This window comes from Rhizobium sp. CF122 (assembly GCF_000282035.1).
Classification (GTDB): Bacteria; Pseudomonadota; Alphaproteobacteria; order Rhizobiales; family Rhizobiaceae; genus Rhizobium.
On sequence record NZ_AKKA01000073.1, the window covers coordinates 153,644 to 167,348 of the forward strand.

Sequence of the window (13,705 nt, forward strand, 5' to 3'; positions counted from 1 at the left end):
CCATGGTCCGTCTCCACCAACGTCTTCTGCTTCTGCTTCTCGGCCTTGCGGGGAGTCCTGCTGCCGTCGCGTATGCGGAAGATCAGGAGGACATTGCACCCTACAAGATGCTGCGGTCGCTGCAGTTCGTGCAGGATTCCGTCGTGCTTGGCGATCACTCTGCCGCCGAGATGCAGCGCTTCATGCTAGGCACGATCGATCAGCGCCTGCGCACCATCGATCCGTCGGTTCTCGACGATGACCGCAACGTCGACGCGGCGCTGATCTATGCCATGAGTGGCGGCAATCCCGAGACGCTCGAATACCTTGTTGCCCGCGATGTAAATGGTCACTTCGACAATCGCATCAGCGACGTGTTGCGCAAATATCTAAGCGGCAAGGGATTGCTCGTCGCCAAGAGCCTTGTCGAGACTGCGAACGAATACAGGGACAAGAAAATCGGCCCCTATCTTGCGCTGGTTGGCGGCAATGTCACCATCGCCAAGAGCCCAATGGAGGCGCTGAAGCTGTATGACCAGGCGCGCCTCAATGCGCCGGGGACGATCGTCGAAGAGGCGGCGCTGCGCCGCTCCGTGTCGATCTGCGTCGAAGCCGGGATGGTGGACAAGGGGCTCAATTATTCGCAGCGCTATGTGCGCCGTTTCCTGCATTCGCCCTATGCGAGCCAGTTCGCGGACCTTTTCGTCAAGCTGCTGGTCAATCATGATCACAAGGTGAAGCCGGACGATGTTGTTGGCATTCTCTCCTTCATGGATGAGGCCAGGCAGCGTGAAGTCTATCTCCGCATCGCTCGCGCGGCTGCGATCGCCGGCAAGGGTGATCTTGCACGGATGGCCGCAGCGCGTGCGCAGACGCTTGCCGGCGATTCCGACAACGCCTTTGGAGCGCTGGCGGATTTCTACGGCGGCATGGCGGCGATCCCGACGGACAAGATTAATACGGCCGCGAAGAACATTTCATCCATCCCGGATCAGGAGCTGTCTTCGCGCGATCAGGCGCTTAGGGCCGCAGCAAAAGCCATTGCAGAACAAGTGCTTCGTCCGCCGGACCCGGCAAGCCTGACGCAAGCGAAGACCCCTAAATCTTATAGCCAAGAAATTACTTCTAAACAGGCAGCGGCCTCACCGGAGGCGGAGCAGGGAGAGATACCCAACCCGGCCCCAGGTCCTGTTGTGGGAGAAGCGGCAGGGACGCCGCCATCCAATGTTGGGGGACAGCAGGACGCCGACCCGTCATTCAGCGCATTCGTGACGTCAAGTCGATCGCAACTGGATGAGATCGATGGCATCTTGAACAAAGAAAGCAATTGAGATGATGGACATCAGCGTTTCGGGGGGTGCGTCAGGAGCAGGGGCTGCCTCTGCCGCGGGCATTGGCCGTCAGACCGGCAACGGTGGTGATGCGGATGCAGGCGGGTTCTCTGACGTCCTGAACAAGGCAAGCGGCGGAAAACATGAGTCAACCGAGCAGCCCGCGGTGGACCAGCACGCCGGCGACGGCACCGATGGTAGCGTATCCGCTGCGCCGCGCCACACGAGCCCGAAGGCATTGATCGATCTCGGCAGCGCCTCCCTAGCGGCGCAGGTGCAGACGAAAGAACAGACGGCGGGCTCGACGGATAAAGAGACGAAGAAAACGGAGCGTGACCCGAAGGCCAAGGGCAAGCACGCCGATGACGCCAACTCGCAGGATCTGTCCGACACGCTGGGCGATGACGTGGCGAGCCATCCAGCTAAGGGTACCAAGCAGACGGAGACTGACGGCACCGAGGTAAAGAAGGGCGCCGAGGACAATAGCGTGCTCTCCGATGTCCTGAGCTTACTGAAGCAGGTGCCGACTGACGGAACTGCAGCAGCAGCGTTCGCCGCACTGGCTGCGGTGAACCAAAAGGCGGATGTCAAGGTATCGACCGATCCGAGAGAAAAGCCCGTTGCCGGTATCAAGTCCAAGGATGAGACATCTGCCGAAGCTGATCTGGCCAGCGTCGATATGACCGTGGACGCTCAGCTGCCCGGCACAGAGGTTGCCGGCGATACCGACGCGACGAAATTCCGGCTGAGCCGTGCCGTTGGCCGCGGTCAGTCGATGGATATGCATATTGGCATCGACAAGGATGCCACCGCCGAGGCCGGCGGCAAGGCTAACATCGAGAGCGTCTCCGTTCTGGACTCGCGCCGCTACATTGGTTTGGCGCAGAACACCAATTCTGCCGCAGTGACGGCGGCGATATCCGGTGATCCGGAATGGGCGCATGCCATGCAGGCGAGCTCCGCCCTGTCGAATGCCGCCGAGTGGACGAGCACCGGTAAGGTGGTGAATACGCTCAAGATCCAGATGAACCCGATCGACCTCGGTCTCGTTACCGCGACGATGCGGCTGCAGGGCGACGCGCTCAACGTCGACCTCAAGGTCGAGAGCGGCGCGGCCTATCGGCAACTCAAGGAAGACCACGGCAAGATCATCGAGGCATTGCGCAGCCAGGGCTACGCGATCGACAACATCACGATCAGCATGGCGCCGGTCGACCGTTCGGACGCTAGTAATCAGGCGAACGCACAGGGCCAGCAGCAGGGTCAGGCCTTTGCCCAGCAAGGTCAGGGCGGCGAGGCGCGTGAACGTCAAAATCAATCAGGACAGCGAACTGGCGGAGGCTTCAATGGCTCGGGCGAAAGCGGTGTTGAAAGCACTTCTCCTGGCGCCGCTGGCAGCGGTCGCACTGGCGACGTCTATCTCTAGCGCACGGGCGTCGAACAGCGCCTGTGAGCAGGAGATTCAGGCGGCCGCGCTAAAGTACGGCATCCCTGAAGGCATTCTCTACTCCGTTGGTCTGACCGAGACCGGACGCAAGGGATCGCTCTACCCCTACGCGCTGAACATCGAAGGCAAGGCCTTCTTTCCACCCTCCGAGCAGGACGCTCTGAGGCAGGTTGTCGTCGCGCGCAGGTCAGGCGCGAAGCTCATCGACATCGGCTGCATGCAGATCAACCAGTACTACCATGGTGAGAATTTCCGGTCTGCGGAGGAGATGTTCGACCCGCGTCGCAATGTGGAATACGCGGCAAGGTTCCTGCGCAATCTCCACGACCGGCACGAAACATGGACGATGGCGGTGGCCCGCTATCACGCCGGCCCCAACAATGACCCTGCCCAGAAGCAGTATGTCTGCCGGGTCATCGCCAATCTGGTCGCCACCGGCTATGGCAAATGGACTCCCAATGCGAGCAACTTCTGCCAGAATTGATTCAATCAAAACGGGTAGAAAACGGAACAAAGCGGAAATGTGTCATATTGTGGCGAGAATCTGTCTCAATATGGCAAGGCAAGTCACATTTTAGGCGTCGTTAACTTTTCCACGAAATTTTTGTGTGCATGATTTCGACTTCCTACTACATCTAGATCAAATCGCGCCTCAATTCTTAATCAACTATTAATTCCCGTCGATTAGTTCCTACAGCTTGTCCCAGAATCGCGCGATTCGTACCCATAGAGCATCGAGGTACCACAAGTGATTCGGAGGCGGACGAATGATCGTAGTGGTTGATGAGCGTGAGCTCGTGAAAGATGGTTACACTTCACTTTTCGGGCGGGAAGGCATTCCTTCCACGGGGTTTGATCCAAATGAATTCGGTGAATGGGTTCAGACGGCGGCGGATTCTGATATCGCAGCTGTCGAGGCCTTCCTGATCGGGCAGGGGCAGCAGAATTTCGAGCTGCCGCGTGCGATCCGCGACCGGACCATGGCGCCGGTTATCGCGGTCAGCGACCAGCCCTCGCTGGAAAACACCCTTGCACTTTTTGATTGTGGCGTCGACGACGTCGTGCGCAAGCCGGTGCATCCGCGCGAAATCCTGGCTCGAGCCGCCGCCATCCGGCGCCGACTGAAAGCGATTTCCAGCCACACCGACATCGGCGCGATCCGCGTCTTCTCGGATGGTCGCGATCCGGAAATTCATGGCGAAGTCTTTGCGCTTCCCCGCCGCGAGCGTCGCATCCTGGAGTATTTGATCGCAAACCGCGGTCGCCGCGTCACCAAGACGCAGATCTTCAACGCGATCTACGGGATATTCGACGACGAAGTCGAAGAAAACGTCGTTGAAAGCCACATTTCCAAGCTGCGCAAGAAGCTCCGGAAGAAGCTCGGCTTCGATCCGGTCGATTCGAAGCGCTTCCTTGGCTACTGCATTGACTGGAACTGATTTTTTCAGAACGGGCAGTGTTGCCTGGCCATAGTCGCTGCATTCTCGTCGATGATGGTTCAGCCTCAGACAGCTTCACGCAAGGCCCACCAAATACTCTCAAGCCTACTAAGGGAATCGAGGTTTTCAGATGAGCATTTTTGGCAGCATGAAGACGGCCGTGTCCGGCATGAACGCCCAGGCAAACCGCCTCAGCACCGTCGCCGATAACATCGCGAACGCAAACACGACGGGCTACAAGGCCGTGTCGAGCGCCTTCTCGTCGCTGGTCCTGCCGTCGACCTCGGGTAACTACAATTCAGGCGGCGTCCAGACGTCCGTTCGTCAGTCCGTTTCCGAGCAGGGCGATATCTCCTACACGACGTCGAGCTACGATCTGGCGATCTCGGGCGACGGCTTCTTCATCGTGCAGAGCCCGGACGGCGTTCCGGTTCTGACCCGCGCCGGCGATTTCACCAAGGACGACGAGGGCAACCTGGTCAACTCCGCCGGCTTCAAGCTGATGGGCTATTCCTACGACGCCGGCGCGCCGGCTGTCGTCGTTAACGGCTTCTCCGGTCTCGTTCCGGTCAACGTCAACCAGTCCGGTCTGACGGCGATCGCCTCGACGACCGGCACGTTCTCGGGCAACCTGAATTCGAACGCGAATGTCACGACAACCGGCCTGCCGAGCTCCAACACGGCGCCGATCACCAGTGACACCAAGCAGATGTCGATGGTCGGCTACGACAAGCTCGGCAACACCGTTCAGTATGACTTCTACTTCACCAAGACATCGGCCACGACGCCGCCCCCGGCGACGGGTGCCGCAAGCACCTGGGAGGTAGCGGTCTTCCGTCATGACGATGCAGCCACCGGCGGCACGTCCTCCTTCCCTTACAGCTTTGCGGCTCCGGCAACATCTGCGGTCGTCGGAAGCACGACGTTGAGCTTCGACGCCAACGGCAAGATGGTCGGTGCCGGCGCGCTCGCGATCACCGATACGGTAACGGGTGGATCGATCGCCATGGATCTCAGCGGCTTTACGCAGCTCGCCTCCGATTTCGCCGGCAGCGGCACGCCGAACGGCCAGGCCGCAAGCCCGGTCAAGGACGTGACGATCGACAAGGACGGGACCGTCTACGCCAAGTACTCCGATGGCACCTCCAAGCCGATCTACCGCATTCCGCTGGCGACTGTCGCGAGCCCGGACAACATGACGCTGATGAGCGGCAACGTTTATAGCGCCAACGGCCAGTCCGGCGTTACCGTCACCGGCTTCCCGCAGACCAACGGTTTCGGCACCATCCAGGCCGGCGCGCTCGAAAGCTCAAACGTCGACCTCGCCGGCGAACTGACCGAAATGATCGAATCGCAGCGCAGCTACACCGCCAATTCCAAGGTGTTCCAGACGGGGTCCGACATCATGGACGTCCTCGTCAACCTCAAGAGATAAGTAGGGTTCGGATAAGCCATGTCGCTCACTTCCGCACTAAACACTGCGCAGAGCATATTCAGCAATACCGGCACTCAAAGCAGTGTGGTATCGAACAATATCTCGAACTCGAGCAACAGCGATTACGTGCGCCGGCAGGCGATGATCACCACGTCGCTGAATGGCGCGCAAGTCGTGAAGATCAGCCGCGCGCAGGAAGACGCACTGCTGCGTCAGTGGCTGAAGGCGAGCGCGCAGGACAGTGGCCAGCAAACCCTGCTCAGTGGCCTCACCGACCTGAAATCGATCATGGGCGGCAACGATTACGAAACGTCACCGGCGAACTACCTGGCGACGTTTCGTGAAAAGCTGCAGGCTTTTCGCACGTCGCCGAGCAGCACGATTGCGGCGCAGAGTGCGGTCACGGCCGCACAGGACGTCGCCAATTCACTGAACGACGCAACGAAATCCGTGCAGGCCGTCCGCCAGGGCGCCGACAAGGAAATCGCGACCCAGGTCTCGACGCTTAACACGCTGCTTGCGCAGTTCAAGACGGCGAACGATGCCGTCAAGAGCGCAACCGCAACCGGCGGCAATCCAGCCGATGCACTGGATGAGCGCGACAAACTGCTGAAGCAGATTTCCTCGATCGTTGGGGTCAACGCGGTCGATCGCGACAACGGGGACATGGCGCTCTACACCACCGACGGCACGGTCGTTTTCGACACGATACCGCGCACAATTACGTTTGTTGCCCAGAACACCTATACCGCGCAGACGAAAGGCAATGGCGTCTATATCGATGGCGTGCTGCTCGGGGCCGGCAAAGGGTCTACGAGCACGGCACAGGGAAGTCTGCAGGCGCTGTTGCAAGTGCGCGACGAAGTTGCGACGACATTCCAGTCGCAGCTCGACGAGATCGCGAAGTCGCTCGTCACCATGTTTTCGGAAACCGGCGGGACGCCCGCCACGACGCAGCCAGGCCTCTTCGTCTGGAAGACCGCGGCTGGAACGTCAGGCGGCACGCCGACGACGACGGGCGTGATCGACGGCATCGCCGGAACCATCACGGTCAATGCCGCCGTCATCACCAGCCAGGGCGGCGACCCGATGAAGTTGCGCGATGGGTCGATCTCCGGCCTCACCAACCTCAACACAACGAACAGCAGCGGCTTCTCCGACAATCTCGATGCGCTCTACACGGCGATGGGCACCGCACAGACCTTCTCGGCCGCCGCTGGCCTCTCGTCCAACGTCAACATCATGGACTACGCCTCGAGCTCGGTTGGGTGGCTTGAGCAGTATCGAAGCGATGCAACGACAGCGTCCGAGAATACGTCCGCGGCACTCTCGCGTTCGACGGAAGCTTATTCCAACGAGACCGGCGTCAATCTCGACGAAGAACTGACACTGCTTCTCGACATCGAGCAGTCCTACAAGGCGGCCACGAAGATCCTCAACGCTGTCGACGAAATGTTGAAGTCATTGCTGGATATAGCGAGTTAAGCCATGAAAAGTTCATTTATTTCTAGCTCAGCCATTCAGAACGCAATGCGATTGACGATCCGCCAGTCGCAGAAGCAATTGGTCAGCGCTTCTCTCGAAGCAACGACGGGCGTTTACGCCGATATTGGCGCCTCCCTCGGATCCGGCGCGGCCAAGAGCGTGAACTTCACGTCCGAAGTCAGCCGCATCAAGGCTCTCAAGGGCAGCAATTCAGTCGTTTCGGCGCGCCTTGAAGCGTCCCAGCTCGGCCTCGACAGCATGAAGACTGCTGGTGACGCGCTCGTTTCGAAACTGACCGCGCTTCAGGGTAGCCAGGATACGACCAGCATTACGGTGGCCATGCAGTCTGCCGGCGACGCGCTGTCGCAGCTGATGGATACGGGTAATTCGATGCTCAACGGCGAATACCTGTTCTCGGGTATCAACACCGATGTGCAGCCGTTGAAGGACCAGTCGGCCACGGTGACAGCTAATATTACCGCGGCGCTCGGCACCTATGCGACCGGACTCGGCAAGACGGTTGGCGAGCTCACTGGTTCCGAGATGGAAACCTTCATCACCGGCACGGTCGAGCCGATGTTCTCGGAGACGAGCTGGACCGATCCGACGACCGGTTGGTCGAGCGCTTCCAATCAGAACATGACCAGCCGCATCAGCAACTCGGAAGTCGTGACCTCCTCGACAAATGCGAACTCGGAAGGCATGCGCTACTTCGCACTGGCTTCGATCACTGTTTCGGCGCTGGCCGGCCAGGGCCTAAGTGCTGATGCCTTGGGCACGGTCACCTCCAAGGCGATCGGCTATGCCGCCCAGGCGACCACGGGCATCGTCACGCAGGCAAGCCAGCTCGGCCTTTCGCAGGAGCGCGTCGAGAAGGCCAACGACGCCCTCGATGCACAATCGAGCATCATCCAGAACAAGCTCGTCGATCTCCAGGGCGTGGATACCTCGGAAGCATCGACACTCGTCAACACCCTCCAGACGCAGCTGGAGACCGCCTACACCATCGTATCGAAAATCCAGCAGTTGAGTCTCGTGAATTACCTTTGATGATCAAGGGTATGAAAGACAAAGAAGGATGCATGAATGTATCAGTTCTCTTACTCCGAGATCATGGAGGACTCGGTGGCCGATGCGAAGGAGCGGGAACGTCAAGTTCTCGACCGGTCCATCGAGCTGCTGTCGATTGCGCGGGACAAAGAGAAGTACAGCCGGGAAGCCATTGACGCATTGTTCTACACCCGGCGTGTCTGGGTGAGTTTCATCGAGGATCTCAAGCATCCGGATAACCAGCTTGAGATTCAGTTGCGGGCCAACCTCATCTCCATCGCGATCTGGATCTTGAAGGAGTGCGATCGGATCAGGCGCCGGCAATCGACGAACTACCAAGGCATTATCGACGTTACCACCATCATCAGGGATGGACTAAAATGAAAAGCACACTTCGTATCTCGCTAAAAGCCGGGGAAAAGATCTTCATTAACGGTGCGGTCTTGCGCGTCGATCGCAAGGTCGCGCTGGAATTCCTGAATGATGTAACGTTCCTTCTCGAAAACCACGTCCTCCAGCCGGAAGACGCGACCACGCCACTGCGCCAGCTCTATTTCATCGCGCAGATGATCCTCATCAATCCTGAGGGCAAGGAGCAGTCGACGGCGATGTTCCGCAAGTCGATCACCATGCTGCTGACCTGCTTCAAGAACGAGGAAGTCCTCGCCGAGCTGAAGCGCATCGATGGTCTGGTCTCGACCGGACGAGCCTTCGACGCGCTCAAGGCGATCCGCGGTCTCTACCCGATCGAAGACAGCATCCTCAACAATCACGAAATGCCGCCGACGATGGTCGAGCAGATTCGTAAGGAGATTGCACCATGGCGGTAAGTGGCGTTTCGAGCACGTCGAGCACCTCGTCGTCGTCGAGCACATCAAGCGCGCAGCAGAAGGCGACGCTGAACTACGACAACTTCCTTCAGCTGCTCATCGCACAGATGAAGAACCAGGATCCGACGGATCCGGTCGATGCCAGCGAGCAGATGTCGCAGCTAGCGAGCTTCTCGCAGGTCGAACAGACGATCCAGACGAACAGCAAGCTGGACACGCTGCTTGCCAGCTCCAGCCTGACGCAGGCCGGCAGCTATATCGGCAAGTACATGACCAGCGCTGACGGTTCCGTCAAAGGCACGGTTGCCTCGGTCAAGGTCTATTCCGACGGAATTGTCGCGACGACGACCGACGGCAAGAGTATCCTTGTGCAGGCGGGAATCACCCTGGCCGACAAGGCGCCGACGACGTCGAGCTAAGTGCAATTATGAGGCGGTTCGGCCATATCGGGCGAACCACAAGGCGATATGAGGTTGCCTGACGATGAATGAAGCTGATGCACTTGACCTCTTTCAGGCTGCGATCTGGACGGTCCTAGTTTCCGCGGGCCCGGCGGTTGCGGCGGCCATGGTGGTCGGTCTGGTCATCGCGCTGTTCCAGGCGCTGACGCAGGTTCAGGAAGCAACGCTCACCTTCGTTCCGAAGATCGTGGCCGTCCTCGTCACCATCGGCATCTCGGCGCCATTCGTCGGATCGCAGATTTCGATTTTCACCAATCTGGTGTTTTCGCGCATTCAGTCAGGTTTCTGAGCCACCTTCGCGCAAGCTTCGCCATTTAATTCTCGATCCGAATTGGTGGGCATCATGCCCGCACCTCTCATGAAGAGACGGAATCGAAATGGCGCAACCTCCTGCACTCCCCCTTCCGAAAGCCGGACTTAGCGTACGTGATATCGGTTTTGCCATGGGCATCATCCTTATCATCTGCGTGCTTTTCCTGCCGATCCCGCCGTTTTTGATCGACATGGGACTGGCCTTCTCGATCGCCTTCTCGGTATTGATCCTGATGGTGGCGCTGTGGATCCAGAAGCCGCTCGATTTCTCGTCCTTCCCGACCATCCTTCTGATCGCGACCATGACGCGCTTGGCGCTGAACATCGCGACCACACGTGTCATCCTTTCGCACGGCAACGAGGGTCACGATGCCGCCGGCGGCGTCATCGCCGGCTTTGCAAGCCTCGTCATGTCGGGCGACTTCGTGATCGGTCTGATCGTCTTCCTGATCCTGATCACCATCAACTTCATCGTCATCACCAAGGGTGCGACGCGTATCGCGGAAGTCGGCGCGCGCTTCACCCTTGATGCCATCCCCGGCAAGCAGATGTCGATCGACGCAGACCTTTCTGCCGGCATCATTGACGAGAAGGAAGCCCAGCGCCGACGCAAGGAGCTGGAAGAGGAAAGCTCCTTCTTCGGTGCGATGGACGGTGCGTCGAAGTTCGTTCGTGGCGATGCGATTGCCGGTTTGCTGATCACTTGCATCAACGTTTTCGGCGGCATCATCATCGGCTATTTCCGCCACGGTATGCCGATCGGCGAAGCCGCCGACGTCTTCGTCAAGCTGTCCGTAGGCGACGGCCTCGTCTCGCAGATGCCGGCCCTTATCGTTTCGCTCGCAGCCGGCCTTCTCGTGTCGCGCGGCGGCACGGTCGGTTCCACCGAACAGGCGGTCGTCAACCAGCTGAGCGGCTATCCGCGCGCGCTTTCGGTGTCCGCGGTTCTGATGGCGATCCTCGGCCTCATGCCGGGTCTGCCGTTTGTCCCCTTCATGTTCCTTTCCGGTCTTCTTGCCTTCGGTGCCTGGTTCATTCCTCGCCAGGTCGAGGCCGAGAATAGGGCTCGGCGCGAACAGGAAGAGAAGAAGGTCGTCCAGAACAAGGAGCTCGAAAAGGACTCCGTCAAGTCGGTACTGCGTACCTCGGAAATCGAACTCGCGCTCGGCAAGATGGTGTCGACGCGCCTGCTCGGCGCTCACCAGGAGCTCGCTTTCCGCGTCGGCAAGATGCGCAAGAAGTTTGCGACGCAGTACGGTTTCGTGGTTCCGGAAATCAAGGTCACCGACGATATCGGCATTGCCGAGAAGTCCTATCAGATCCGAATCCACGGCACGACGGTTGCCTCCAACATGCTGCGCGTGGGCGAAGTTCTTGTTGTCACCGGCTCCGGCCGCAAGCCGAGCATTCCGGGCGACGAGATTCGCGAACCGGCCTTCGGCATGCCCGCGGTTTCCATTCTTGAAGCCTTTGCAGAAGACTTGAAGCGCGAGGGTTTCCAGCCGATCGACAATGTCTCGGTCGTGCTGACGCATATGAGCGAAGTCATTCGCAACAATCTGCCGGCGCTTCTGTCGTACAAGGACGTGAAGGTGCTGATCGACAGGCTCGATCCGGAATACAAGAAGCTGGCAGACGAGATCTGCTCGTCGCACATGTCCTATTCCGGCCTGCAGGCCGTGCTGAAGCTGCTCCTTGCCGAGCGCGTGTCGATCCGCAACCTGCACCTCATCTTGGAAGCCGTCGCCGAACTCGCGCCGCATGTCCGCAAGACCGAGCAGATTGTCGAGCACGTCCGCGTTCGCATGGCGCAGCAGCTATGCGGCGACCTCGCCGACAACGGCGTACTTCGCGTGTTGCGACTCGGCAGCAAGTGGGACCTTGCCTTCCATCAGGCGCTGAAGCGTGACAACAAGGGCGAAATCATCGAATTTGACATCGATCCGCGCATGCTGGAGGAGTTCAGCGAGCAGGCGACGAAGGTTATCCGTGAATTCATGGATCGCGGCCTGCCATTCGCCCTTGTCACCTCGCCGGAAACGCGCTCCTATGTGCGCATGATCATCGAACGATTGTTCGCAACGCTCCCGGTTCTGTCGCATGTCGAGCTGGCCAAGGGCATCGAGATAAAGATTCTGGGCTCGATTTCATGATAACTGACCCGCAAGGGACCGTCCTGGCGCTGTTCCTGATCTTCTGTAGGATCGGTGGCTGCGTCCTGGCGATGCCCGGCTTTTCGTCGGCCCGCGTGCCGGCGCAATTGCGGGTTTTCATTGCCGCTGCACTGTCTCTCGCGATTCTGCCCGTGCTTTGGGATACGGTCTATCCGATCGTCCACACATCGAACGCCACCTATATCGGTTATATTTTCAGCGAATCGCTGATCGGCGTCATGTACGGCATGCTTGCCCGGCTCTATACGCTCGGCCTGCAGTTTGCGGCCAGCGTCATCGCAATGATGATCGGATACACGCAACCGAGCGCGGGCGATATCTTCGAAGATACGCCCGAAACCAGCCTTTCTGGCTTCATCACCTTTGCCGGCATGATGATCCTGTTCATGATGGACTTTCATCACATCGTGTTCCGGGCGTTGGTCGATTCCTACACGTCGATGCCCTTCGGCGGCATCATGCAGATGCGCAGTACGCTCGTCTCGTTCACGGACACGCTGTCATCGACGTTCATGATCATGCTGCGGCTCTCGAGCCCCTTCCTGATCTACGGCCTGATGTTCAACATCGCTATCGGCTTCATCAACAAGCTGGCGCCGCAGATTCCGGTGTACTTCATATCGACGCCCTACCTGCTTCTCGGCGGCCTCTTCCTTTTCTACTTCTCCGTGGCAGCGCTGGTCAGCCAGTTCGGCCAATCCTTCGCCAGCGTCTTCATCGGCAGGTAGCGGCATGGCGGACAAGACACGCTCCCAGAAACTGAAACGCCTCGTGGCGGTTCAACGTCATCTGGAGCAGATGGCCGAATTCGATCTTGCCGAAACGAGCCGCCAGCGCGCGGAGGTCAACGATCAGATGGACAGCGTCATTCTGGCGCTTGGCTCCATGGACCCCGTCCACCATGCTTTTTCGCAGGGCTATGCGGATCGCTTCAACCGGCTCGGGATCAAAGACAAGCAGCTGACCGGCATGCAGCAGATTCACGAAATGCGCGTTGTTCAGGAGCGCGCCAAGGGCGATCGGCTGGAAGACGGCATGCGCGAGGCGCTTGAGTCCGAGCGCCGGGAGGCCGACGACAACGCGGTCTATGATCTCATCGATCAAAAATTCGGTACGCCAGCCTCCAGCAAGCTTCAAAAATCATAATCGTCACAATTTTAAAGCAAGAGGATTGTGACTTGGCTATTTCACCTCCGAGTGATCTGGTCCTGGATGTTGTCAAAGCTGCCGACCCGCTGGAGGTCCAGGCGGCCCAGGACAAACTGAAGGCAAACCAGGCCGCTTTTGCCGCCAACAGTCTCGCCGAAGCCGGCAACGGCTTCACGTCGGCCGTCGATATTCTCGATCGCGCCGTCGGCAAGACCGGTTTGAGCGACAGCAAGAACCGCAGCACCAAGACGGAAGAGGTGCCGGAAACCTACCGCAAGTTCGAGGCGATGGTCCTGCAGAACTTCATCAAGAACATGCTGCCGAGTGACAGTGAGGAAGTGTACGGCAAGGGTGCCACCGGTGACATCTGGAAGGGCATGATGGCGGAGCAGCTCGGCAACGAGATTTCGAAGGGCGACGGCATCGGCATTGCCAAGCAGCTCTATCAGGATGCGCTGACGAAGCAGGAAGGCAAGGTCGCCAACGCTTCCACCGATCAGGACGATCGCAATATGGCGATGAGCATGATCGACGAATTCCAGCGCAAGACCTTCGGTACAACAACTGCGGACAACAAGTCCGCCAATGACGCCTGAGAAAATCGAGGAAAAAA

At 59.0% G+C, this 13,705-nt stretch carries 15 protein-coding genes; all 15 read left to right on the forward strand.

The window, feature by feature from the left end; translation table 11 throughout:
* The first annotated feature begins 2 nt into the window (after nt 1–2).
* The 15 genes from motC (at nt 3) to PMI09_RS16965 (ending at nt 13,688) form a co-directional block, all read left to right on the forward strand.
* The gene (motC, locus tag PMI09_RS16895) at nt 3–1,310 is read left to right on the forward strand and encodes a chemotaxis protein MotC (RefSeq protein ID WP_007796629.1); all 1,308 of its coding nucleotides are present in this window, start codon (nt 3–5) and stop codon (nt 1,308–1,310) included.
* A 1-nt stretch (nt 1,311) separates the two neighbouring features.
* Nucleotides 1,312–2,736 (forward strand): flagellar hook-length control protein FliK, encoded by a 1,425-nt coding sequence (gene fliK / locus PMI09_RS16900; protein WP_007796632.1) that lies wholly within the window; start codon nt 1,312–1,314, stop codon nt 2,734–2,736.
* Complete coding sequence (locus PMI09_RS16905) at nt 2,678–3,241, forward strand: transglycosylase SLT domain-containing protein (protein WP_037083332.1); 564 nt, start codon at nt 2,678–2,680, stop codon at nt 3,239–3,241. Before fliK ends, PMI09_RS16905 begins: the two co-directional genes overlap by 59 nt.
* A 283-nt stretch (nt 3,242–3,524) precedes the next feature.
* The gene (rem, locus tag PMI09_RS16910; protein WP_007796638.1) at nt 3,525–4,196 is read left to right on the forward strand and encodes a transcriptional activator Rem; all 672 of its coding nucleotides are present in this window, start codon (nt 3,525–3,527) and stop codon (nt 4,194–4,196) included.
* A gap of 130 nt (nt 4,197–4,326) precedes the next feature.
* Complete coding sequence (locus PMI09_RS16915) at nt 4,327–5,631, forward strand: flagellar hook protein FlgE (RefSeq protein WP_007796641.1); 1,305 nt, start codon at nt 4,327–4,329, stop codon at nt 5,629–5,631.
* 18 nt (nt 5,632–5,649) lie between these two features.
* Complete coding sequence (gene flgK / locus PMI09_RS16920; RefSeq protein ID WP_007796644.1) at nt 5,650–7,116, forward strand: flagellar hook-associated protein FlgK; 1,467 nt, start codon at nt 5,650–5,652, stop codon at nt 7,114–7,116.
* A gap of 3 nt (nt 7,117–7,119) precedes the next feature.
* Nucleotides 7,120–8,166, forward strand: coding sequence for a flagellar hook-associated family protein (locus PMI09_RS16925; protein WP_007796648.1), 1,047 nt, complete (start codon nt 7,120–7,122; stop codon nt 8,164–8,166).
* 36 nt (nt 8,167–8,202) lie between these two features.
* Complete coding sequence (gene flaF, locus PMI09_RS16930) at nt 8,203–8,550, forward strand: flagellar biosynthesis regulator FlaF (RefSeq protein WP_007530128.1); 348 nt, start codon at nt 8,203–8,205, stop codon at nt 8,548–8,550.
* Nucleotides 8,547–8,996, forward strand: coding sequence for a flagellar biosynthesis repressor FlbT (flbT, locus tag PMI09_RS16935; protein ID WP_007796651.1), 450 nt, complete (start codon nt 8,547–8,549; stop codon nt 8,994–8,996). The genes flaF and flbT overlap by 4 nt, the downstream gene beginning before the upstream one ends.
* Nucleotides 8,987–9,415, forward strand: a complete 429-nt coding sequence (flgD, locus tag PMI09_RS16940) for a flagellar hook assembly protein FlgD (RefSeq protein ID WP_007796653.1) — start codon at nt 8,987–8,989, stop codon at nt 9,413–9,415. Before flbT ends, flgD begins: the two co-directional genes overlap by 10 nt.
* Nucleotides 9,416–9,479: 64 nt before the next feature.
* Entirely contained in the window at nt 9,480–9,746 is a 267-nt protein-coding gene (gene fliQ / locus PMI09_RS16945; protein ID WP_007796656.1) for a flagellar biosynthesis protein FliQ, read from the forward strand.
* A gap of 88 nt (nt 9,747–9,834) precedes the next feature.
* A complete protein-coding gene (gene flhA / locus PMI09_RS16950) occupies nt 9,835–11,922 on the forward strand; it encodes a flagellar biosynthesis protein FlhA (protein WP_007796660.1) in 2,088 nt (695 codons plus the stop codon).
* Entirely contained in the window at nt 11,919–12,671 is a 753-nt protein-coding gene (gene fliR, locus PMI09_RS16955; RefSeq protein ID WP_007796663.1) for a flagellar biosynthetic protein FliR, read from the forward strand. Before flhA ends, fliR begins: the two co-directional genes overlap by 4 nt.
* Before the next feature lie 4 nt (nt 12,672–12,675).
* A complete protein-coding gene (locus PMI09_RS16960) occupies nt 12,676–13,089 on the forward strand; it encodes a hypothetical protein (RefSeq protein WP_007796668.1) in 414 nt (137 codons plus the stop codon).
* Between the two features lie 32 nt (nt 13,090–13,121).
* Complete coding sequence (locus tag PMI09_RS16965; RefSeq protein WP_007796672.1) at nt 13,122–13,688, forward strand: rod-binding protein; 567 nt, start codon at nt 13,122–13,124, stop codon at nt 13,686–13,688.
* Nucleotides 13,689–13,705: the final 17 nt, after the last annotated feature.

Coding starts and splice junctions, on each gene's coding strand:
- motC (WP_007796629.1), top strand. CDS start 3: ATGGTCCGTCTCCACCAACGTCTTCTGCTTCTGCTTCTCGGCCTTGCG.
- fliK (WP_007796632.1), top strand. CDS start 1,312: ATGATGGACATCAGCGTTTCGGGGGGTGCGTCAGGAGCAGGGGCTGCC.
- rem (WP_007796638.1), top strand. CDS start 3,525: ATGATCGTAGTGGTTGATGAGCGTGAGCTCGTGAAAGATGGTTACACT.
- PMI09_RS16915 (WP_007796641.1), top strand. CDS start 4,327: ATGAGCATTTTTGGCAGCATGAAGACGGCCGTGTCCGGCATGAACGCC.
- flgK (WP_007796644.1), top strand. CDS start 5,650: ATGTCGCTCACTTCCGCACTAAACACTGCGCAGAGCATATTCAGCAAT.
- PMI09_RS16925 (WP_007796648.1), top strand. CDS start 7,120: ATGAAAAGTTCATTTATTTCTAGCTCAGCCATTCAGAACGCAATGCGA.
- flaF (WP_007530128.1), top strand. CDS start 8,203: ATGTATCAGTTCTCTTACTCCGAGATCATGGAGGACTCGGTGGCCGAT.
- flbT (WP_007796651.1), top strand. CDS start 8,547: ATGAAAAGCACACTTCGTATCTCGCTAAAAGCCGGGGAAAAGATCTTC.
- flgD (WP_007796653.1), top strand. CDS start 8,987: ATGGCGGTAAGTGGCGTTTCGAGCACGTCGAGCACCTCGTCGTCGTCG.
- fliQ (WP_007796656.1), top strand. CDS start 9,480: ATGAATGAAGCTGATGCACTTGACCTCTTTCAGGCTGCGATCTGGACG.
- flhA (WP_007796660.1), top strand. CDS start 9,835: ATGGCGCAACCTCCTGCACTCCCCCTTCCGAAAGCCGGACTTAGCGTA.
- fliR (WP_007796663.1), top strand. CDS start 11,919: ATGATAACTGACCCGCAAGGGACCGTCCTGGCGCTGTTCCTGATCTTC.
- PMI09_RS16960 (WP_007796668.1), top strand. CDS start 12,676: ATGGCGGACAAGACACGCTCCCAGAAACTGAAACGCCTCGTGGCGGTT.